The sequence below is a fragment of the Rhizobium sp. BK377 genome (assembly GCF_014193935.1).
Classification (GTDB): Bacteria; Pseudomonadota; Alphaproteobacteria; order Rhizobiales; family Rhizobiaceae; genus Rhizobium.
Window position 1 is genome coordinate 118103 of record NZ_JACIAC010000001.1, and the last position, 19911, is coordinate 138013.

Genomic DNA, 19911 nt, shown 5'->3' on the forward strand with positions numbered 1-19911 from the left:
CGGCTCAGCTTGCCAGCATGTTCAGCAGCGAGAGCATGACGCCAGCATCCGGGATCGGCAACACGGCATCGATCTCCGCCGGCAGCAGACCGACGATCGGACTTTTGGTATCGCCGGTTGCGGTGCCGAGCGGCCCGCGAAAACCGTGTTTGGCCCAGGCCAGCTCCTGCAACTTTGCGCTCGTCAGCACCTCGATCAGACGTTCGGCCGTTTCATCCACCACAATCAACGGATGGGCCGAATAGACGGTCGGGCGGGGATAGAGGACGACGGGCTTGGCGCCCTGCCCCGACTTGATGCGGCTCCATCGTTCGGCATCGGCAAGCGCCCATTCGACGAGTTGATTCTCGTAACCGACAATCATCGGTTCGCCGCCGAGACCACCTGCCAGATACTGATCGAACAACTTGCCTGACGATGGCGACTTGAAACCCATATTGCGGAAGATCGATTGCACCTTGCCGCCATATTGGGCGAGATCATCTGATGTCGCGACATTGCCGCTGAAGAGGCTGAGCGCCAGGCCCGAGAACATGAAGCCCGAATTCGAGCGGTTCGGATCGGTCGAGACGATGCGCGCCCGGCCGTAGAGCGCATTGACGCCGAGCTTCGACCAGTCCGTCCCAGCAAGGATGGCGTCGAGCAAGGCCTTCAGGTCGAGGTGGTGATGGCCGTCTATTACTGTCACGAGGCCCGATTTGAACAGCCCGTCCGCAACCGGCTGCCAAGTGTAGACGACAACAGGCGTGTTGAGCATGACCCTGTCATCGCGGATCTTCACGCCGCTTTGACGGGCGATATCCACCATAATGGAGGAGGACGGCCAGAGGAATTGCGGGTTCTGCGAGAGCAGGGTCTGCTCGCGCACCATCTCAACCGAGCCGGCGACGCGACTGTCGATCGAGAGGCCATAGCGCTTGATGGCGTCGACGACATCAGGATCTGCGAGGAAAGCCTCTTTCTCGCCGCCGATGAAGCCGAACAGGTTTGTGCGCGTACCCAGCAGGCCCCGCAGTTCCGGCCGGTCGCGGACGGCGAAATAGCCGCCGGTGCCGGCAATGCCGGTGGCGAGAAGTCCAACTCCAAAGGCGCGGCGGGAAAGGGCCATCAGCGTCCAATATCCTCTTTGAGAGATGCCTGGATTAGGCGCAGGTCGGTATCAAGCGTGCCGAGTTCAGCATCGACAAGGCTGTCGGCATAGTGAACGAAGGCATCCTCGAGCTTCACCAGTACGGCGCGGACATCCTCCAACTGCTTGACGTCAGGCGCGCGTTTCGCCTCGATTACCGCAAAGCCCTCGGCGACTTCGGCCGCACGCGGCAGATAATAACTGAGAAAGCGGCGTACAGAGTTGGCACTTTCCGGCCTCGCCTCCACCTTGCGGAAGACATCGGCGGCGATTTCCGCCAGGTGGCGGACGCGCGCTGCCATCTGTTTGTCAGCGATATCGTCCGCGGTCGTTTCCAGCCTTTGTGCGGCGGGCACAGCCCCTTCCAGCAATTCTCTCGCAAAGGCAACGCGACCGCGGCCGATTACCTTGATATCGAGACCTTCGAAAAACCTGCGTGGCGCCAGCAAGAAAACCAGGCCCGCAAAAACCACGAGGCCGATGACGGCGGCAATCCAGAACGGCATGCCGGCAGCAAAGGCCAGGACGGGGACGAGAACGGCTGTCACCACTCCCGCCACGATCCAGTTGCCGTCATTGCCGAGCCAGTTACCCATGCCGGTCCTAGTTATAACCGCGGGCGGTGCGGAACGCTGCCGCAAGGTCCGAGCGACCGTCGAAGACGCGTGCCGCCGTCGCCGCCGCCAGACTGTCCAGCTGGGTCTTGTCGGCATCGCCGAAGGTAATGCCGAAGATCGGCACGCGTGGCTCCATAGTGTTCCAATCGCTCATGAAGGCCGCACTTTGGTCATCGGATCTGCCGTCGGTCATGATGATGATCGCCGGCAGATAATTGGACAGATCAGCCGTTTTCGCCATTTGCTGGAGCGCCCTTTCGGCGCAGGCATACATATTGGTGCCGCCGCCGGCATGCTGGCCGGCAACTGCGTTGAGAAGCCCCTGCTGTTCCATCGTGTCGCCCGAGGCCGAAAAGATATCGCGGACATTGGCATCGAAGGGAATGACGAAGATGCGGTCGGCCGGCGACCATTGCACCAGCACCTTACTTGCCTCCTCGGGCGTGAAGAGGAAGCGCATCGCCTGCTGCAGACTGTTCTCGCCATCCCCCTGCATGGAGCCCGAGAAATCGAGGCAGAGTGCCGTCAGTGACGGTTTGCGCAGTGCCGCCTGATAAAGCGTGAGTGCCTGGCGTATCACTGTCGGTTCCGGCATGCGGATCGCGGTCACCAGTTTGGCCGGGTCGAAATTCCAGCTCGGCTCAGGCTCGGCGGAAACACTGCCGAGCGGCAGGCGGCGACCGGTTTCGGCGATCTTCTTCTGAACATCGGGCGAGCGCAGATAGGCGAGCAGGTCCTTGAAGAAGGTCTGGATCTCGGGGCCGCGGCCATGATCGATGAAACCGATCGGCGAATCCGCCATCGCCACGCCATCGGCTGGATAGATGGCGTAGAGCGGCTCCTTGCCCATGCCGGCGAGCTTGTCGTTGGTTTCCTTGATCACCGCCTCATAATTCCACATGGCATCGTAGATCGTGCCTTTGTCAGCGGAATCCGTATAGAGATCGGCGAGCCAGCCCGAAGAGCCGGAGGAGCGCGCAACACCGGCAAGCAGGCTTCGAACGGTGTCCTGAACCGCCTTGATGTCGAGATCGCCGGGCTCGATCACCGGCTTGTTTCCGAGCGCACTGGAGAGCATGGCGAGATAGGCGCTGGCGCCGGAGTTCGATTGGGTGGCCGATGTCATCAGGAACTTCAGCGAACCGCTGTTCACCGCTGCCAGGATATCCTTCATGAAGACATCCTTGTCGATCCAGCCGAGCTGTTCGGCCTTCGACTTGCGCACCCCGAGGATGACGGGCGTCTGCGCCACCGAGGTGAGGTCCTTGACCCTGCGTTTGGTATCGAACATGTCGACCCAGACGCTGGAAGCAGGCCAGACGGCGTCCTGTTCCACGCCCTGATCGCTTTGCAGTGCAAGCCCGATGTCGAGCGTGCCTTCATATTTGAAAGAGCAGGTCGCGTGCTTCTCCTTGCAGAATTCCTCGACAATCGGCTGGAGGACGGTATTTTCCGAGCCGGAAACGATCGAGAAATTCGGGCCGCTGCTGAAAGCGTCGCAGCCTGCCAACGTCGCGAGACCAGATAGCGCCAATGCGCCGAAGAACGAGCGGATCATGGTTCTGCCGGTCACGCCTGCGTCATCGCCTTCTTGAGGTCGATCGTCAGCTGCTCCATCTGTTGCTCGGCCTGGGCACGTTTCTTGCGGCCCTCCTCCTGCACGCGCAGCACGCCGGTGACGGTGTCGATCAAATCCTGATTGGCCTTGGCAAGCGTCTCCATATCGACGATGCCGCGCTGCGACTGTTGCTCGATGGCGATTGCCTGATCCTTCATCATTTCAGAAGCCTGGCGGATCATGTCATTGGTGGCGTCCGTCACGGTCTTCTGCAGGTCGAGGGCCGATTTCTGCTGCGTGAGCCCCAGAAGGATGACCATCTTCTGCTTCCAGGCTGGAACCGTCAGTGCCGAGGTCGCCTGCAGGTTCTCGATCAGCGTCTCATCGCCGGACTGGACGATGCGGATCTGCGGAAGCTGCTGGATGCCGAGCTGGCGGGCCTGCTGCAGATAGAAGATGCGCTTCTCCAGCCGGTCGAGCGCCTGGAGGCTATCCTGATAGGTCTGCGCTTCGAGCATGCCACCGCCAGGGCCTGACGTTGCGGCGTCAGCGGCGCTCTTCAGCCTCGGCAATTCGACCGAGCGGAAATGTTCGACAAAATTCTTGCCGGCCTGCACGTAGGCATCGAGCCGCATGATCGACTGTTTCGTTTCCTCATGCAGGTCGTCGAGGAGGGCGATGTCGCGGCGCAGCATATCCTTGTGGCGGTCGAGCTCCAGGCCGATCCGATCGATCTGGCCGGCGACATCCTCGAACTCCTCCTTGAAACGCTCCAGTCGCGCCTTGGCAGAGAGGAACATGCGGCTAAGGAAACCCTTCTCCTTCAGAGAGGCGGGATCGAGGCTCTTCGATTTCAGGATGATGTCGGTCAGGAGCTTGCCGACCTCACCGAGATCCTTGTTGCGGACCTCGCGCAGGATCTTGTCGGCATAGTCGCTGACGGCCTGTTGTGCACGGTCACCGTAAACGGAGATCCCGGCGCGGTCCGTGAGATTGATGGTGTCGGTGATACGGGCGACTTCCGAGGGATCGGCAGCAATTGCCGGCAGGGAAGCATTCTGGACAGTCGCGAGATCGGTATCGGCCATTCGGGTCGTCTTTCTCGGCTTGTGGTGCCATTATCCGGGCAAATGGGCCTTTCACTAAGCAGGACCGGAAAAGGCAGATTTCCACAAAGACCGGCCCGCGAAGACTCATCTGCGGGACGACAGTTTAGCTGAACTAGAAATACTGTTTTATGACAGGTGCTTAAGCTTGTCGCAGAAGCCGCCTTACTGGCAGGTCGGCGCGGGCTTTTTGTCGAGGAGCTCAAGTTTCGAGAGCTTGCCGGTCAGGACAAAATCGCCGTAGTCCATCGTCAGATCCCGCGTAATGCCATTCTCATAGAGCTTGAACGACATGCGGTAGACGGGCAGCGTATCCGATTTGGCATTCTCGTTGAAATAGGAGATCGTCACCGGCCAGAATGCCGTCTTGGAGAACTGGCCAGCATTGCCGGCATCGGCCTCATCCGTAACCGGGGTTTCCTGCTTGCCGACAATGGTCGTGGTGACCAGGGATTTGTCGCCATCGTCGGAGCCGTCAAAAACGCGGGCCTCGAAGAAGCGCTTGCCGTTCTTCGCATTTTGGATGACGTCGAGCATGTGCTCGGTCGGGAATCGGCTTTCGGCGAGCTGCAGCTCGCGGCTTGCCGGCTGCGTGAGGTCGACTTTTACACCTTCTGGCTTGTCCTCAGCCGCACCGTTGACTTCCTTGTCGAGTTGGTCGTCGGTGAAGGACTTGGTGTCGAACGTGAACTTGCCGTCCTTCAGGCTTTCGAAGGTCTTCGTCTGCTGGTCGCTGACGCGCACGTTGTCGCCGGTATCGATCTGGGTGACGAAGCGAAAATTCGTGGTGAATCCCTCGCAGTAATTGCCGTCGAATTCATAGACCATGCGGCCATACATGGAAGAGATGCCGGAGCGTTCGGAAGCGTCCTTCAGTTCCAGATCGTAAACGGCGCGGTGCGCGACGAGCCCGGTTGCGATCGCAGCGCTCGCCGCCGGCGCAGCCGCCGAAGCACTGGCGGAGACGCTTGCGAGGACAAGAGCGGCAAGTGACGATCGGAACATTCATTAACTCCTGTTGGACTCGTCCGCGATGTTATAAGAACCGTTTCGGCCAAATCGAGGCGGCCAAGTCGAGGCTCGAAACTGTCACATTAAAGATTCTAGTCTTGATGCATAATTTTTGAAGCATTGACAACAAAAGCGGAGACGAAAATGTCCGATCAAATCGCAACGCGTCTGTCGGAAATGGGAATAACCCTGCCCGAAGCTGCCGCACCTGCCGCCAATTATGTCCCCTACGTCATCAGCGGCAATCTACTCACTATCTCCGGCCAGCTGCCGCTCGAAGGCGGCAAGGTCGCCGTCTCCGGCCATCTCGGCAAGACTGTCGATGTTGCCGCCGGCCAGCGCGCGGCAGAGCTTTGCGCCATCAACATTCTCTCGCAAGCAAAGGCAGCGCTTGGCGATCTCAGCCGCATCCGCCGCGTCATCAAGCTCAACGGCTTCGTTGCCTCCGCGCCTGATTTTGTCGAGCAGCACCTCGTCATCAATGGCGCCTCGAACCTGATCGCCGGCGTGCTCGGCGAAGCCGGCAAACATGCCCGCGCTGCCGTCGGCATGGCAGCACTGCCGCTCAATGCTGCAGTCGAAATCGATGCTATCATGGAAATTGCAGAATGACGAATGCCGCTTGGATCAAAGAGCTGCCGGTTGCCCACCGCGGCTACCATGACCTCAACAATGCCATTTGGGAAAACACGCTCTCGGCATTTTCGCGTGCCGTCGAAGCAGGCTTTGCCATCGAATGCGACCTCCATTACGCCTCCGATGGCGTGCCGGTCATCTTCCATGATGAAGATCTGGAACGTCTCTGCAACCTGAAGGGCGACGTGCGTGAACGGACCTCCAAGGAGCTGGGGCTGATCGCCGTCGGCGGCACCAAGGATAAAGTGCCGACGCTGAAGCAGCTTCTCGACCTCGTGCAGGGCAAGGTGCCGCTGGTGCTGGAACTCAAGGGCCGTGAGGCCGACGACGAAGGCTTTGCCGAAAGCGTTCTCGAAGTCCTCGAGGGCTATGAAGGCAAGATCGCGCTGATGAGCTTCGACCATTGGCTGCTGAAGGACCTGAAGGACTTTGGCGCCCCCTTCCCGGTCGGACTGACGGCCAACGGCAATACGGCCGAAGAATATGCCACCCATGAGAAGGCGATGGAGCTCGGCCTCGATTTCATCTCCTATCATCATGCGGACCTGCCGAACTCTTTCATCTCCCACCAGCGTGATAAGGGCATTCCTGTCATAACCTGGACAGTTCGGGACGAAGATGCCCGCAAGCGCACCTTCGAGAATGCCGACCAAATGACTTTCGAGGGCTTCGATCCGCGCGCGGCGGTTTGACGCTCGCTTTTTCGACAAGATCGTGCGCAGACTGGGAGGGAGCCCGCTCCCTCCTCCCAACGGCTTCGCATTTGCTTCATGACAGACGAATCGTCAGACGAACTTTCCATTCGCATCGAGCGATCATTCACCGCGATTTCCCCCGAGCGCTGGTCAAGGCTTTCGGGAGCGTCGAAGGCGTGCGACACCATTGCCTACAATCCCTTCGTCTCGCATGCCTTCCTCTCGTCGCTGGAAGAATCCGGCTCGGCCACCGCCCAGACCGGCTGGCTCGGCCATCACATGCTTCTGGAGACGGCCAAGGGTGAACTGGTCGGCGCCCTGCCCGGTTATCTGAAAAACCACAGCCAGGGCGAATATGTGTTCGATCATGGCTGGGCCGATGCCTTCGAACGGGCCGGCGGCAGCTATTATCCGAAGCTGCAGTGCTCCATCCCTTTCACGCCCGCGACCGGCCCGCGCCTGCTCGTGGCCGAAGGATTTGCAAGACCGCCAATTCAGAATGCCATGGCCGAAAGCCTCAAAGAGGTCGTCCGCCGCCTCGATATTTCCTCGGCTCATATCACCTTCGTGCCAGAGGACGAGATGCCGATCTTCGAGACCGACGGCTACCTGCACCGCACCGACAAACAGTTCCATTTCATCAATGATGGCTATGCCAATCACGACGCATTCCTGGAAACGCTCGCCTCCCGCAAGCGCAAGGCGCTGCGCAAGGAGCGTCGGACGGCGGTTGAGAACGGCATTACCATCGACTGGCTAACCGGAAAGGACCTGACCGAAAAAATCTGGGACCAGTTCTTTACCTTCTACATGGATACCGGAGGCCGCAAATGGGGCCGTCCCTATCTGACGCGCAAATTCTATTCGCTGATCGGCGAGCGCATGGCCGACGACATTCTGCTGGTCATGGCAAAACGTGACGGCCGTTATATAGCAGGTGCCATCAATTTCATCGGCGGTGATACGCTCTACGGACGGCACTGGGGCTGCATCGAGGAGCACCCCTTCCTGCATTTCGAGGTCTGCTACCATCAGGCCATCGATTTTGCGTTGGAAAAGGGCCTTAAGAAGGTGGAGGCTGGCGCCCAGGGCGAACATAAGCTTGCCCGCGGCTACCTGCCGGTGACAACCCACTCCGCCCACTATATCGCCCACGCGGGATTGCGGCGCGCGGTTGCCGACTATCTCGAGCGCGAGCGGGAGGATGTCGAATATATGAATGAGATGCTTGCCGAACACACTCCCTTCCGCAAAGGCGAACGGCTGCAGGAGGATTGACGCGCTTGGCTCCGCCGCGCTACGCGATGGGAAACACGAGGAGATTTCGCCATGACTAGCGCTGCCTATGACGACAACAATATCTTCGCCAAGATCCTGCGCGGCGAGATCCCGTCGCATCGCGTCTACGAGGACGACAAGACCGTTGTTTTCATGGATGTGATGCCGCAAGCGCCGGGCCATGTTCTGGTCCTGCCGAAGGCACCTTCGCGTAATATCTTCGATGCCGACCCCGCTTCCCTCTCGCATACGATCACGGTCGTCCAGAAAATCGCGAATGCGGTGAAGGAAGCCTTCGACGCTGACGGCGTGTTCATCGCCCAATTCAACGAGCCGGCAGCAGGTCAGACCGTCTTCCACCTGCATTTCCATGTAATCCCGCGGCATGAGGGCGTGGCGCTGAAGCCGCATTCCGGCAAGATGGAGGACGGTGCGGTCCTCGCAGCCAACGCGGAGAAGATCAAGGCGGAACTTGCGTAACTACCCAAAACCCTGACATATACCGCAAGCAAAAAGGCCGCTTCGCAGCGGCCTTTTCACGTATTTCACCCGAAGGTTATTTCTTCCGAGGAACTTTCGGAACGGTCGAGCCCTTCTTGGGGGCGTCACGGACCTCAGGCTCGGGCTGTGGCACGGTCTTGGCCTTCGTCTTCTTGACCGGCTTGGTCTTCAGCTCGCCATCTTCCTCACCAACCGCTTCCGGATGAACCAGTTCGGCTTCCGGCTTCGGCTTGATGGGCGCCGTTTCCGGAATGGCTTCGAGAATGAGGCCTGGCTTGCCGTCTTCCTTCGGGCCGACGGTAACGTTGACGACGCCGCCCTTCTTCAGCTTGCCGAAGAGGATTTCGTTCGCCAACGGCTTCTTGATGTTTTCCTGGATCACGCGGGACAGCGGGCGGGCGCCCATCTTCTCGTCGTAACCCTTTTCTGACAGCCAGGCGATCGCATCCTCGTGCAGGTCGAAGGTGACGTTGCGTTCGGACAGCTGAGCTTCCAGCTGCATGATGAACTTCTGCACGACCTTGTGAATGACGGCCGTCGGCAGCGCCGCGAACGGGATGATCGCGTCGAGACGGTTGCGGAATTCCGGCGTGAACAGGCGGGTCAGAGCCTCTTCGTCTTCGCCGGTGCGCTTGGACGAACCGAAGCCGATCGCGGCCTTGGCCATTTCTGAAGCGCCCGCGTTGGTCGTCATGATCAGGATGACATTGCGGAAGTCGATCTTCTTGCCGTTATGGTCGGTCAGCGTACCATGATCCATGACCTGCAGCAGGATATTATAGATATCCGGATGCGCCTTCTCGATTTCGTCGAGCAGAACCACGCAATGCGGATGCTGGTCGACGCCATCGGTCAGAAGGCCGCCCTGGTCGAAGCCGACATAGCCGGGAGGTGCGCCGAGCAGACGGGAAACCGTATGCCGCTCCATGTATTCCGACATGTCGAAGCGCAGAATCTCGACACCCAGCGAGGCGGCAAGCTGCTTGGCGACCTCCGTCTTGCCGACGCCGGTGGGGCCAGAGAAGACATAGGCGCCGATCGGCTTGTTCGGTTCGCGCAGACCAGCACGGGCCAGCTTGATCGAGGTGGACAGGGCTTCGATTGCTACATCCTGGCCGTAGACCACCGAGCGCAGCTCTTTCTCGAGGTTGGCAAGAACGGCTTCGTCGTCCTTCGAAACGGTCTTTGCCGGGATGCGAGCCATCGTCGCTATCGTCGCTTCGATCTCCTTTTCGGTGATCAGCTTACGGCGCCTGGACGGCGGCAGCAGCATCTGGGCCGCACCGGTCTCATCGATGACGTCGATCGCCTTATCGGGCAGCTTGCGGTCCGAGATGTAACGGGCCGAGAGCTCGACGGCGGTCTTGATCGCCTCGTTCGAGTAACGCAGGTGGTGGTATTCTTCGAAATAGGGCTTCAGGCCCTTCATGATCTCAATCGCATCATCGATCGACGGCTCGTTGACGTCGATCTTCTGGAAGCGGCGGACCAGAGCCCGATCCTTCTCGAAGAACTGGCGGTATTCCTTGTAGGTGGTCGAACCGATGCAGCGGATCGCGCCTGACGACAGGGCCGGCTTCAAGAGGTTCGAGGCATCCATGGCACCGCCTGACGTTGCGCCAGCACCGATGACGGTGTGGATTTCGTCGATGAAGAGCACGGCGCCCGGATATTCTTCCAGTTCCTTGACGACCTGCTTCAGGCGCTCTTCGAAGTCACCGCGATACCGCGTGCCGGCCAGCAGCGTGCCCATGTCGAGCGAAAAGATCGTGGCGTCTGCCAGAGCTTCCGGAACCTTACCCTCGACGATGCGCTTAGCGAGGCCTTCAGCAATAGCGGTCTTGCCGACGCCGGGATCACCGACATAGAGCGGATTGTTCTTGGAACGGCGGCACAGGATCTGAATGGTGCGATTCACCTCCGCGTGACGGCCGATCAGCGGATCAATCTTGCCGCCCTTGGCCTTCTCGTTGAGGTTGACGCAGTAAGCCTTCAGCGCATCCTGCTGCTTCTTAGGCCCGCCCTCTTCCTCGCTGCCACGTGCGGTAGGCTTGGCTTCAGACTCCTCTTCCGCACCGCGCGGCGGACGGCTTTCGGAGGCGCCAGGGCGCTTGCCGATGCCGTGAGAGATGTAGTTGACGGCGTCGTAGCGGGTCATTTCCTGCTCCTGCAGGAAATAGGCTGCATGGCTTTCGCGTTCAGCGAAGATCGCGACGAGCACATTAGCGCCGGTCACTTCCTCCCGGCCCGAAGACTGGACATGGATCACCGCACGCTGGATGACGCGCTGGAAGCCGGAAGTCGGCTTGGAATCTTCGTCATAACCGGTGACCAGGTTGGAGAGTTCGTTATCGACATATTCCAAGAGCGTTTTACGGAGGGCGTCGAGGTCCACATTGCAAGCACCCATGACCGAAGCCGCATCGGCATCGTCGATCAGGGCGAGCAGCAGATGCTCGAGCGTCGCATATTCATGGTGCCGCTCGTTGGCAAAGGTCAGTGCCTGATGGAGCGCCTTCTCAAGACTAGGCGAAAATGTTGGCACGTTCAGTTCCTCACTTCTTTTCCATGACGCATTGCAACGGATGCTGATGCTGCCTGGCAAAATCCATCACCTGGCTCACCTTGGTCTCCGCTACCTCGTATGTGAATATTCCGCATTCGCCGACGCCGTGGTTATGGACATGCAGCATGATACGGGTGGCACTTTCCCGGTCCTTCTGAAAAAAACGCTCCAGGATGTGGATGACGAATTCCATTGGCGTGTAGTCGTCATTCAAAAGCAGTACGCGATAGAGATTGGGCTTCTTGGTCTTCGGCTTGGTGCGTGTGATGACCGAGGTTCCGCGATTTCCGTTGTCCCCGTTCCTTTCGCCGTCGTTCTGCATCCGGATCGGTTTAGCGATCATTTTCAATCATTCCTCAATCAATCCGGCAGGCAGCATGGGAGGGGTGCTTTCCCGTCGAATATCTGAAACACTAAGGTAGTTCATAATAGAGCGATTTTAAGCCCCTTGTTTCCGACTGCAATCACAATTCCGCAGGACTTGACGCAAAGGCCAAAAAAGTCTGCGTAAAAACCAGGGCGTGCTTCGGGAAATAAAAAAGACCGGCCGCAAATGCGGTGCCGGTCTTTGATTTTCAATAGGCGGCGCTCAACGCACCGTCAAATTTATGCAGCTGCCGGAGAGACCGGAGCGGTTTTCACCACCTTGGCGGCTGCGGCAGCCGTCGGCGCTTCGTAAGGCTTATAGGCTTTTTTGGCGAGGTCGGCATACATTTCACCGAGTTTGGTCGCCTCAGCAACAAAAGCCTCATAAGAAGACTTCGCATAATTGGTCTGCAATTCGAAGGCCGCTTCGAAGCTCTTTACGCCCGACAGCGTCTCGAAATGAGTGACCGCATCCTGGAAGGACTTCTTGGAATATTCGGCCGCCTCGGAGGCGATTGCCTGAAAACCCTGGGCTGCATCGGAATAGCTTCTGAGCATCGAATCCACGGCTTCCTTGCTCTTGCGGTTTGCATCGTCGAAATTGAACATGACCATCCTCCAGTTGGCTATGAAAGAGAGATTAGCTGCAATGCACAAAGAGTCAAGTAGTCTTGTGCATCGCAAAACATCCAGTGGTTGCGTCCACTGGTTGCGCTAAGCACCGGATTTTTGGGCACGTTCGTCTTTTATTGATTTTGCTAAAATATATCAGGCCCCTGCAACCGCAGGGTTATAAGAAATTTTCGCGAACCGGCGTATTTGGCAATAGCCGCCAACAAAAAAGCCATGCATCGGCTGGCGATGCACGGCTTTTGATCGATGTGACGGCCGATCAGAGATCGACGTCGAGAATCGCCATCGAGAAATTGTAGGAACGGTCGCCGTCCTCGTCATCAATGTAGATGACACCCAGAAATTCTTCGCCGATGTAAACTTCCGCGGAGTCGTTCTTGCGCGGGCGCGCCTTCACCACGATCTGCGGGTTCAGCGTGCGTTTGAAATAGGCGTCGAGCTTCTTGATTTCTTCAGGCTTCACTCTTTCAACTCCGTAAGCGATCTCGGTTGGCCGCTTCTTGCACAGGTAAAGCGGCGCTGTAAAGGTCGCGAGATCGTGTTAACAATGACCATCCCTGCCGGGATCTAGGCGCTTTTCCGCATTTTTCCAATGAGAGCTCAGATATCGGCGCCGATGACCTGATCCATAATGCGTGCCGGCTCGGAGCAGCCGGCTTCACCGACGACCTTGGCGGGCACGCCAGCCACCGTCGTCTTCGGCGGTACCGGCTTCAGCACGACGGAGCCGGCGGCAACGCGCGAACAGAAGCCGATCTCGATATTGCCTAGGATTTTGGCACCTGCACCGATCAGCACACCCGTGCCGATCTTCGGGTGACGGTCGGCGCCTTCTTTGCCTGTGCCGCCGAGGGTGACGCCATGCAGGATGGAAACGTTGTCGCCGATGACGGCCGTTTCACCGACCACGAGGCCGGTCGCGTGGTCGAGGAAGATGCCCTTACCGATGCGGGCGGCCGGGTTGATATCCGTCTGGAAGACGCTGGACGAGCGGCTCTGCAAATAAAGCGCGAAGTCGCGCCGTCCGCGGTTCAGCAGCCAATGCGCCAGCCGGTGCGTCTGCAGCGCGTGGAAGCCTTTGAAGTAGAGAACAGCTTCCATGAAGCGCAGGCAAGCGGGATCGCGATCATAGACTGCTTGGATATCCACGCGCAGGATCGCGCCCCATTCCGGCCAGTCGTCGAGCATCTCCTCGAAGGTCTGGCGCAGCAGGTTCGCCTGCATGTCCGGATGGTCGAGGCGCTCGCAGATGCGATGGATGACGCATTCTTCGAGCGAGCGATGGTTGATCACCGTCGAATAGAGGAAGGCTGCCAGCACCGGATCGCTTTCCGCAGCGAGGCGCGCTTCTTCTCGCAGACTGTCCCAGATAGGGTCCATCACCTTCAGAGGATTGGCTGAGTCCAGCGTGCGGATATCCATCTTAGCGACCATTTCGGTCTCCTCATTTCCCGTTGGAATGCGATTATATAGAGGAAAACGCCGACAACATAAATGGGTGCGTGCGGCGCACCGAGTCGGCGCGTTTTTCTTGGAAATCGCGCCGATGTCACCTGTCGGCGACATCAGTCGGCGGCGACCTTTTCGTAGAATTCCACGACGGCCTTTTTAAACACCCGGTCACCTACGGCGAGCATGTGGTCGCGGCCGGGGATATCCAGCGCTTTGGCGTCAGGCATCAGCGCCGCAAGCTCTTGGGGAGAACCGGCAATGTCGTCTTTCGTTCCAACCCCGATCAGGGTTGGCGCATCGATTTTGCCCATATCGGCGCGGGCAACGAGATCGCGCGAGCCCTTGATGCAGGCGGCGAGCGCCTCGCGGTCACTCTTCGTCTGCTCGGCAAAGGCGCGAAACATCTGGCCGCGCGGATGAGTGACATCGGCCAGCGACGGCGCTAGCAGAGCATCGGCGATCGGATCCCAATCCCCCACCCCATCGGTCATGCCGATACCGAGGCCGCCGAGCACCAGCGAGCGGACGCGGTGCGGATGGGCAAGTGCCGCAAAGACGGAAATGCGAGCGCCCATGGAATATCCCATTAAATTGGCTTCGGGGATACCGAGATGATCAAGCAACGCAATCGCATCGCCCGCCATGAACCACGGCCTGTAAGCTTCGGCATCGCGTGGCTTGTCGCTCGCGCCATGGCCCCTGTTGTCAATGGCAATGACACGGTAGCCGGCGTCACCCAGCGTCTTCAGCCAGCCGGGATGAACCCAATTGACGTTGGCTGACGAGGCGAAACCATGAATTAGCAGCACCGGCGGGCCGGAGGGATCACCCTCATCGAAGAAAGCGAGTTTCAATCCTTCATGCGTGAAGCTTGAAAATGCAGGTGTATTCAGGTTCATCGAGCCGCCCTTGTTTTGGCGCGACCATAGTCGAGCGACCCCGAAGCGTGAAGCCAAAAACTCGCAAGGGAGCCATGCTTTGGCACTACACTTTTCTTTCGAAGGCCTATAAGGTCCGCGCAGAATTCAAAGCATTCGGAGACAGACATGGCCGGCCATAGCATTCCCCACTTCCAGAACGACGGCGGTCACCGCGTTATCGAAGTCGGCGTCAAGGAATTCATGTGCACCGGCGCCTCGGTTCCCTTCGATCATCCACATATCTTCATCGACATGGGCGACGATAACGAGAAGGTCTGCTCCTACTGCTCGACGCTCTATCGCTACAACGCGTCGCTGAAGTCCAACCAAACCAATCCGCCCGGCTGCGTCTTCCACATCAAGGCGGCGTAATTTCCCTCTTCTTAGATCGGATATCCTATGCCGGTCGAACATGCCGCCATTATCGGCGCCGGAATTGCGGGCCTGACGGCCGCGCTGGCGCTTGCAGGGCGCGGTATCAGTTCGGATATTTTCGAACAGGCGCCGGAGCTTGCCGAAGTTGGCGCCGGCTTGCAGATTTCGCCCAACGCATCGCGTGTGCTTGCCGAGCTCGGCGTGCTCGACAGGCTGACCAGCCTCTGGCTCGAACCGCAATCCATCAGGCTGATCTCAGGCAGTTCGTTGCGCGAGCTTGCAGCAGTTCCAGCCGGGAGTTTTGCCAGGTACCGCTGGGGAGCACCCTACGGCGTCCTGCATCGCAAGACGCTCCAGAAAACTCTGCTGGATGCGGTCATCACTAATCCGCTCTGTGCATTGCATCTCGGGATCAGGCTCGAATCGGATCTGCCGCAGGGCCGTCGTCCGGCCGACGTCGTGATCGGCGCCGATGGCGTCTGGTCCAAACTCAGGCAAGCAATACCAGGCGCCCCTGCCCCGCAATTCTCGGGAAATGTCGCCTTCCGTTTTACCATCGCAGAAAGAGAGGCTCCGGGCTTTCTCGACCGCAGCAGCGTCTCGGCCCTGCTCGGCTCCTCGGCGCATATGGTCTGCTATCCGCTGAAGGAGACCGGCGGCTTCAATATGGTGGCGATTACCGCCGGCAATGTTGCGCCGCAGGCCTGGCAGGGCAAGCCGACACAGGCTCAGCAAGAGCTTCTGCAGTCACGCTTCCGCCGCTGGCACCCTGCTATTGCCGGCTTGCTCGGACAGCACAGCGACATCACCTTCTGGCCGCTTTTTGAGGCAACGCCTGGCAAATGGCAGGACGGCAACAAGACCGTACTGATCGGCGATGCGGCACATGCCATGATGCCCTTTGCCGCCCAGGGGGCCGCGATGGCGATCGAGGACGCGTTCGAGCTGGCGGCGTTTCTTGCCACCCGCCCGGTGTCCGAAGCTATCTCGCTCTTCGAACGGCATCGAACGCCGCGTATCGCCAGACTCCGCCAGCGCGGAGCCTTCAACCGCTTTGCCTATCACGCAAGCGGTCCGATCCGTCTGGGCCGGGATATCGTGCTGTCACTCAAACCGCCGCAAAGCCTCGCAGCCGACCTCGACTGGATCTACGGCTACCACCCAGTTGGCTGATCAGACAGCGTTTGCCGCGGCAAAGCCGCGCTCAATATCCGCCTTCAAGTCAACGATATCTTCGAGACCGATCTGCAGGCGAATGACCGGGCCTTCAGCCGGCGCCTTGGCGATCTTGCGGTCAGACAGGTTGACCAGCACGGCAAGGCTTTCATAGCCACCCCAGGAATAGCCGAGGCCAAAATAGGAGAGCGCATCGAGGAAAGCATGCGCCTTCGGCTTCACCTTCTGCGGATCATCGGCCTTCAGCACGAAGGAGAAGATGCCGCTGGCGCCCTTGAAATCACGCTTCCAGATATGGTGCGACGGGAAGCTCGGCAGGGCCGGATGAAGGACGCGGGCAACCTCTTCGCGGCTTTCGAGCCACGTGGCTATCGCCAGCGCGCTTTCGTAGTGGCGCTCCAGCCGGATACCCATGGTGCGGAGGCCGCGCAGGATCTGGTAGGAGTCGTCAGGCGCGCCGCAAAGGCCGAGCGTGCCATGCGTCTCGATCAGCCTCGGCCAGTGCTCGGCATTGGCGGAAATGGTTCCCATCAGAATGTCGGAATGCCCCGATGGATATTTGGTCGAAGCATGGATGGACACGTCGACGCCAAAGTCCAGCGGCCGGAAATAAAGAGGTGTAGCCCAGGTGTTATCCATCAATACGACGGCACCGTGCCTGTGCGCCACGGCCGCGATGGCCGGGACATCCTGCATCTCGAAGGTGTTGGAGCCAGGGGCTTCAGTCAGCACAAGCGTGGTGTTCGGCTTGAAGAGTGTCTCGATGGCCGCTTCGATCGCCGGATCGAAGTAGTCGACTTCGATACCCATACGCTTCAGGATCGTGTCACAGAAATGGCGCGTCGGACCGTAGACGGAATCAACGATCAGAACGTGATCGCCCGCTGCCACATAGGCGAGGATCGCGACGGTGACGGCGGCAAGGCCGGAAGGTACCAGCACGGTGCCGGCCGAGCCTTCAAGCGCGTTGATCGCTTCGGCGAGCGCATCGGTCGTCGGCGTGCCGCGAGTGCCGTAAGTGTATTTCTTGTCGCGCGTCTCCATGGACTTGGCATCGGGAAAGAGAACAGTGGACGCACGCACGACAGGCGGGTTGACGAAGCCGTGATAATCGCTGGGATCGTAGCCGATATGGGAAAGACGGGTGTTGATGCCGGCGCCCGGCAGGAGACTGTCTAGATCTTTCATTTGGAAAATGGCCTTCTGGCGAGGGTATGCAAAGCCGGAACTCTTGAACTCCGCCGCTCTCAGCGTCAACCCCTTCAACGTGGCGTCATCGTCATGTCTCGCGCAGCCACCGGCGTTTGACGTCGTGATTTAGCGCTATTTTTTCCCACCTTGGCGCTCAATTTCTAGTCAGATGCCCATGCGTACAGCGCAATCTACCAAAATGCTGAAATTTGCCGCAATTATTGACCGCGACACTTGACCATGGTGACATTTACGACTGTGATAGACCAACCCGCGCCGGGAGGGTTGCGGGAAACGGGGAGGCAAACGGGCAATTTCAATCCGGCCGCTCCCCGACAAGGATAAAGATAAGACAACGGAAAAAAGGTTGGGAAAAATGAAGTACAAGCTCCTGTCCGCGGCTGTCGGCGCAGCAGTTTTCGCTCTTGGCGCTTCGGCCGCTTCGGCCACAACTCTCGGAGACGTAAAAGCAAAAGGTTTTGTCCAGTGCGGCGTCAATACCGGCCTTGCCGGCTTTGCTGCCCCTGACGCGTCCGGCAACTGGTCGGGCTTCGATGTCGATTTCTGCCGCGCGGTTTCCGCTGCGGTGTTCGGCGATCCCAACAAGGTGAAGTTCACCCCTCTCAGCGCCGCCAATCGCTTCCCCGCCCTGCAGTCCGGTGAAATCGATGTTCTGGCCCGCAACACGACCTGGTCAATCAACCGCGATACGGCTCTCGGCCTGAACTTCCGCTACGTCAATTATTATGACGGCCAGGGCTTCATGGTTCGCAAGAGTCTGAACGTCAAATCGGCGCTCGAGCTTTCCGGCGCATCGGTTTGCGTTCAGTCAGGCACCACGACGGAGCTCAACCTCGCAGACTACTTCAAGGCCAACAACCTGCAGTACAATCCAGTGGTCTTCGAGAAGCTTGACGAAGTCAACGCCGCCTACGACTCTGGCCGTTGCGACGTTTATACGACAGACCAGTCGGGCCTCTATTCGCTGCGTCTGACGCTGAAGAACCCCGACGAGCACATGATCCTGCCGGAAATCATCTCCAAGGAGCCGCTCGCCCCGGCTGTCCGCCAGGGTGACGACCAGTGGTTCGATATCGTCAGCTGGGTCGGCTACGCGATGATCAATGCCGAAGAATTCGGCATCACGCAGGCCAATGTCGACGAGATGAAGAACTCGCCTAACCCGGATATCAAGCGCTTCCTCGGCGTTGAAGCCGACACGAAGATCGGTACCGACCTCGGCCTGACCAACGACTGGGCCTACAACATCGTCAAGAACGTCGGCAACTATGGCGAAGTGTTCGAAAAGAACATCGGCCAGGGTAGCCAGCTGAAGATCGCGCGCGGCCTGAACGCTCTCTGGAACAAGGGCGGCATCCAGTACGCTCCGCCGGTTCGCTGATCAGACATGAAAAGCCGGAAAGGCGGATAACCGCCTTTCCTCCTCCTATAAAAAAGCTCCGAAAAGGAGCGCATAACGTGGGGAATTGGCCAGGTATGACGCATCAGGTTGCGGGTTCGACACCTATAGCCAGGAGCGGCTGGAGCTTCCAGTCTGCCCTTTACGACCCGAAAATTCGGGGCATTTTTTTCCAAGCCCTTACCATTGTCTTGCTGGTCGCGCTGATCTGGTCGATTGCTCACAATACGGCAGTCAATCTGGCGCGCGCCAACATTGCATCGGGTTTCGGCTTTCTGCACGGCCGCGCCGGCTTCGAAGTCGGCCAGTCGCTAATCCAGTATTCGAGTGATTCGACCTATGGCCGTGCGCTACTCGTCGGCCTTCTGAACACGATCCTGATCGCTGTTACCGGCATCGTCACCGCGACGATCATCGGCTTCATCATCGGTATTGGGCGCCTGTCGCGGAACTGGCTTATTGCGAAGCTCTGCACGGTCTATGTAGAAGTCTTCCGCAACATTCCGCCGTTGCTCGTGATCTTCTTCTGGTATTCGGGCGTTCTGGCTATTCTGCCCAATGCCCGTGAGTCACTGCATCTGCCACTCGGATCGTATCTGAACAATCGTGGCCTCGCCTTCCCCAAGCCGATCTTCGGCGACAGTTTCTGGCTGGTCGGTATTGCTTTCGTGGTCGCGATCATCGCCACTGTCGTCACTGCCCGGTGGGCGCATCGGCGGCAGGCGGCGACAGGTCAGCCGTTCCATACGATTTGGGTTTCGATAGGTCTCATCATCGGCCTGCCGCTCATTGCCTTCTTCGTCGTAGGTGCACCGCTTACCTTCGACTTCCCGGTTGCCGGCAAGTTCAATTTGACCGGCGGCTCGGTGGTCGGCCCGGAATTCATGTCGCTTTTCCTGGCGCTTTCCTTCTATACGGCTGCATTTATCGCAGAAATCGTGCGCTCCGGCATCCGCGGTGTGCCGAAAGGGCAGACAGAGGCCGCAGCAGCACTCGGCCTGCATCCCTCGGCGATCACACGGCTGGTCGTCATTCCACAGGCTTTTCGCATCATCATTCCGCCGCTGAGCAGCCAATATCTGAACCTCACCAAGAACTCGTCGCTGGCGATCGCCATCGGCTTCGCCGATCTCGTCGCCGTCGGCAGCACGACACTCAACCAGACCGGTCAGTCCGTCGAGGTGATCCTGATCTGGATGGTCATCTACCTCGCCATCAGCATCGTGACCTCCCTGCTAATGAACTGGTTCAACGCCAAGATGGCCCTGGTGGAGAGATAAG

The 19911-nt window shown here is 59.0% G+C and carries 20 protein-coding genes; 8 read left to right on the forward strand and 12 right to left on the reverse strand.

Annotated elements, in window-relative coordinates; genetic code table 11:
- Positions 1-4: 4 nt before the first annotated feature.
- From FHT92_RS00545 to FHT92_RS00565, 5 genes are all read right to left on the reverse strand, one after another.
- Entirely contained in the window at positions 5-1108 is a 1104-nt protein-coding gene (locus FHT92_RS00545) for a substrate-binding domain-containing protein (RefSeq protein ID WP_183821901.1), read from the reverse strand.
- On the reverse strand, positions 1108-1725 hold the full coding sequence (locus FHT92_RS00550) for a 5-bromo-4-chloroindolyl phosphate hydrolysis family protein (protein WP_183821902.1): 618 nt from the start codon (positions 1723-1725) through the stop codon (positions 1108-1110). Before FHT92_RS00550 ends, FHT92_RS00545 begins: the two co-directional genes overlap by 1 nt.
- A 7-nt stretch (positions 1726-1732) precedes the next feature.
- Positions 1733-3304 (reverse strand): substrate-binding domain-containing protein, encoded by a 1572-nt coding sequence (locus FHT92_RS00555; protein ID WP_183823791.1) that lies wholly within the window; start codon positions 3302-3304, stop codon positions 1733-1735.
- Positions 3305-3315: 11 nt separating this feature from the next.
- Positions 3316-4392: a toxic anion resistance protein gene (locus FHT92_RS00560; RefSeq protein WP_183747500.1), complete on the reverse strand. Its 1077-nt coding sequence runs from the start codon at positions 4390-4392 to the stop codon at positions 3316-3318.
- A gap of 183 nt (positions 4393-4575) precedes the next feature.
- Positions 4576-5415 (reverse strand): cell envelope integrity EipB family protein, encoded by an 840-nt coding sequence (locus FHT92_RS00565; protein ID WP_183821903.1) that lies wholly within the window; start codon positions 5413-5415, stop codon positions 4576-4578.
- 150 nt (positions 5416-5565) lie between these two features.
- Here FHT92_RS00565 and FHT92_RS00570 point away from each other — a divergent pair, with 150 nt between their 5' ends.
- The 4 genes from FHT92_RS00570 (at position 5566) to FHT92_RS00585 (ending at position 8510) form a co-directional block, all read left to right on the forward strand.
- The gene (locus tag FHT92_RS00570) at positions 5566-6033 is read left to right on the forward strand and encodes a RidA family protein (RefSeq protein WP_183747506.1); all 468 of its coding nucleotides are present in this window, start codon (positions 5566-5568) and stop codon (positions 6031-6033) included.
- Positions 6030-6749, forward strand: coding sequence for a glycerophosphodiester phosphodiesterase (locus FHT92_RS00575; RefSeq protein ID WP_183821904.1), 720 nt, complete (start codon positions 6030-6032; stop codon positions 6747-6749). The genes FHT92_RS00570 and FHT92_RS00575 overlap by 4 nt, the downstream gene beginning before the upstream one ends.
- Before the next feature lie 78 nt (positions 6750-6827).
- Positions 6828-8030: a GNAT family N-acetyltransferase gene (locus FHT92_RS00580; protein WP_183821905.1), complete on the forward strand. Its 1203-nt coding sequence runs from the start codon at positions 6828-6830 to the stop codon at positions 8028-8030.
- A 51-nt stretch (positions 8031-8081) separates the two neighbouring features.
- Positions 8082-8510, forward strand: a complete 429-nt coding sequence (locus FHT92_RS00585) for an HIT family protein (protein WP_183747515.1) — start codon at positions 8082-8084, stop codon at positions 8508-8510.
- A 76-nt stretch (positions 8511-8586) separates the two neighbouring features.
- On the opposite strand, the gene clpA is transcribed toward FHT92_RS00585, so the two are convergent.
- The 6 genes from clpA to FHT92_RS00615 all read right to left on the reverse strand — a co-directional run bounded on the left by clpA (position 8587) and on the right by FHT92_RS00615 (position 14447).
- Complete coding sequence (gene clpA, locus FHT92_RS00590; RefSeq protein WP_183821907.1) at positions 8587-11076, reverse strand: ATP-dependent Clp protease ATP-binding subunit ClpA; 2490 nt, start codon at positions 11074-11076, stop codon at positions 8587-8589.
- 10 nt (positions 11077-11086) lie between these two features.
- Positions 11087-11440 carry an ATP-dependent Clp protease adapter ClpS gene (clpS, locus tag FHT92_RS00595; RefSeq protein ID WP_183747520.1) on the reverse strand — a complete coding sequence of 118 codons (354 nt, stop codon included), beginning with the start codon at positions 11438-11440 and terminating at the stop codon, positions 11087-11089.
- A gap of 263 nt (positions 11441-11703) precedes the next feature.
- Positions 11704-12072, reverse strand: a complete 369-nt coding sequence (locus tag FHT92_RS00600) for a phasin family protein (protein WP_183747522.1) — start codon at positions 12070-12072, stop codon at positions 11704-11706.
- A gap of 283 nt (positions 12073-12355) precedes the next feature.
- Positions 12356-12559: a DUF3126 family protein gene (locus FHT92_RS29145; RefSeq protein ID WP_007827403.1), complete on the reverse strand. Its 204-nt coding sequence runs from the start codon at positions 12557-12559 to the stop codon at positions 12356-12358.
- A 137-nt stretch (positions 12560-12696) separates the two neighbouring features.
- A complete protein-coding gene (gene cysE / locus FHT92_RS00610; RefSeq protein WP_183747524.1) occupies positions 12697-13530 on the reverse strand; it encodes a serine O-acetyltransferase in 834 nt (277 codons plus the stop codon).
- 131 nt (positions 13531-13661) lie between these two features.
- Positions 13662-14447, reverse strand: coding sequence for an alpha/beta fold hydrolase (locus FHT92_RS00615; protein WP_183821909.1), 786 nt, complete (start codon positions 14445-14447; stop codon positions 13662-13664).
- A 147-nt stretch (positions 14448-14594) separates the two neighbouring features.
- Here FHT92_RS00615 and FHT92_RS00620 point away from each other — a divergent pair, with 147 nt between their 5' ends.
- On the forward strand, positions 14595-14840 hold the full coding sequence (locus FHT92_RS00620) for a zinc-finger domain-containing protein (RefSeq protein WP_183747528.1): 246 nt from the start codon (positions 14595-14597) through the stop codon (positions 14838-14840).
- Positions 14841-14867: 27 nt separating this feature from the next.
- A complete protein-coding gene (locus tag FHT92_RS00625) occupies positions 14868-16016 on the forward strand; it encodes an FAD-dependent monooxygenase (protein ID WP_183747530.1) in 1149 nt (382 codons plus the stop codon).
- Here the strand turns inward: FHT92_RS00625 and FHT92_RS00630 are convergent, their stop codons facing one another.
- Entirely contained in the window at positions 16017-17207 is a 1191-nt protein-coding gene (locus FHT92_RS00630; protein WP_183747533.1) for a cystathionine beta-lyase, read from the reverse strand.
- Between the two features lie 379 nt (positions 17208-17586).
- Here FHT92_RS00630 and FHT92_RS00635 point away from each other — a divergent pair, with 379 nt between their 5' ends.
- Positions 17587-18612 (forward strand): amino acid ABC transporter substrate-binding protein, encoded by a 1026-nt coding sequence (locus FHT92_RS00635; protein WP_183821911.1) that lies wholly within the window; start codon positions 17587-17589, stop codon positions 18610-18612.
- Positions 18613-18707: 95 nt separating this feature from the next.
- Positions 18708-19910, forward strand: coding sequence for an amino acid ABC transporter permease (locus FHT92_RS00640; protein ID WP_183821913.1), 1203 nt, complete (start codon positions 18708-18710; stop codon positions 19908-19910).
- Position 19911 lies beyond the last annotated feature (1 nt).

Coding starts and splice junctions, on each gene's coding strand:
- cysE (WP_183747524.1), bottom strand. CDS start 13,530: ATGGTCGCTAAGATGGATATCCGCACGCTGGACTCAGCCAATCCTCTG.
- FHT92_RS00550 (WP_183821902.1), bottom strand. CDS start 1,725: ATGGGTAACTGGCTCGGCAATGACGGCAACTGGATCGTGGCGGGAGTG.
- FHT92_RS00565 (WP_183821903.1), bottom strand. CDS start 5,415: ATGTTCCGATCGTCACTTGCCGCTCTTGTCCTCGCAAGCGTCTCCGCC.
- FHT92_RS00620 (WP_183747528.1), top strand. CDS start 14,595: ATGGCCGGCCATAGCATTCCCCACTTCCAGAACGACGGCGGTCACCGC.
- FHT92_RS00640 (WP_183821913.1), top strand. CDS start 18,708: ATGACGCATCAGGTTGCGGGTTCGACACCTATAGCCAGGAGCGGCTGG.
- FHT92_RS00585 (WP_183747515.1), top strand. CDS start 8,082: ATGACTAGCGCTGCCTATGACGACAACAATATCTTCGCCAAGATCCTG.
- FHT92_RS00545 (WP_183821901.1), bottom strand. CDS start 1,108: ATGGCCCTTTCCCGCCGCGCCTTTGGAGTTGGACTTCTCGCCACCGGC.
- FHT92_RS00600 (WP_183747522.1), bottom strand. CDS start 12,072: ATGTTCAATTTCGACGATGCAAACCGCAAGAGCAAGGAAGCCGTGGAT.
- FHT92_RS00630 (WP_183747533.1), bottom strand. CDS start 17,207: ATGAAAGATCTAGACAGTCTCCTGCCGGGCGCCGGCATCAACACCCGT.
- FHT92_RS00625 (WP_183747530.1), top strand. CDS start 14,868: ATGCCGGTCGAACATGCCGCCATTATCGGCGCCGGAATTGCGGGCCTG.
- FHT92_RS00570 (WP_183747506.1), top strand. CDS start 5,566: ATGTCCGATCAAATCGCAACGCGTCTGTCGGAAATGGGAATAACCCTG.
- FHT92_RS00615 (WP_183821909.1), bottom strand. CDS start 14,447: ATGAACCTGAATACACCTGCATTTTCAAGCTTCACGCATGAAGGATTG.
- FHT92_RS00635 (WP_183821911.1), top strand. CDS start 17,587: ATGAAGTACAAGCTCCTGTCCGCGGCTGTCGGCGCAGCAGTTTTCGCT.
- FHT92_RS00575 (WP_183821904.1), top strand. CDS start 6,030: ATGACGAATGCCGCTTGGATCAAAGAGCTGCCGGTTGCCCACCGCGGC.
- FHT92_RS00580 (WP_183821905.1), top strand. CDS start 6,828: ATGACAGACGAATCGTCAGACGAACTTTCCATTCGCATCGAGCGATCA.
- FHT92_RS00555 (WP_183823791.1), bottom strand. CDS start 3,304: ATGATCCGCTCGTTCTTCGGCGCATTGGCGCTATCTGGTCTCGCGACG.
- FHT92_RS00560 (WP_183747500.1), bottom strand. CDS start 4,392: ATGGCCGATACCGATCTCGCGACTGTCCAGAATGCTTCCCTGCCGGCA.
- clpS (WP_183747520.1), bottom strand. CDS start 11,440: ATGATCGCTAAACCGATCCGGATGCAGAACGACGGCGAAAGGAACGGG.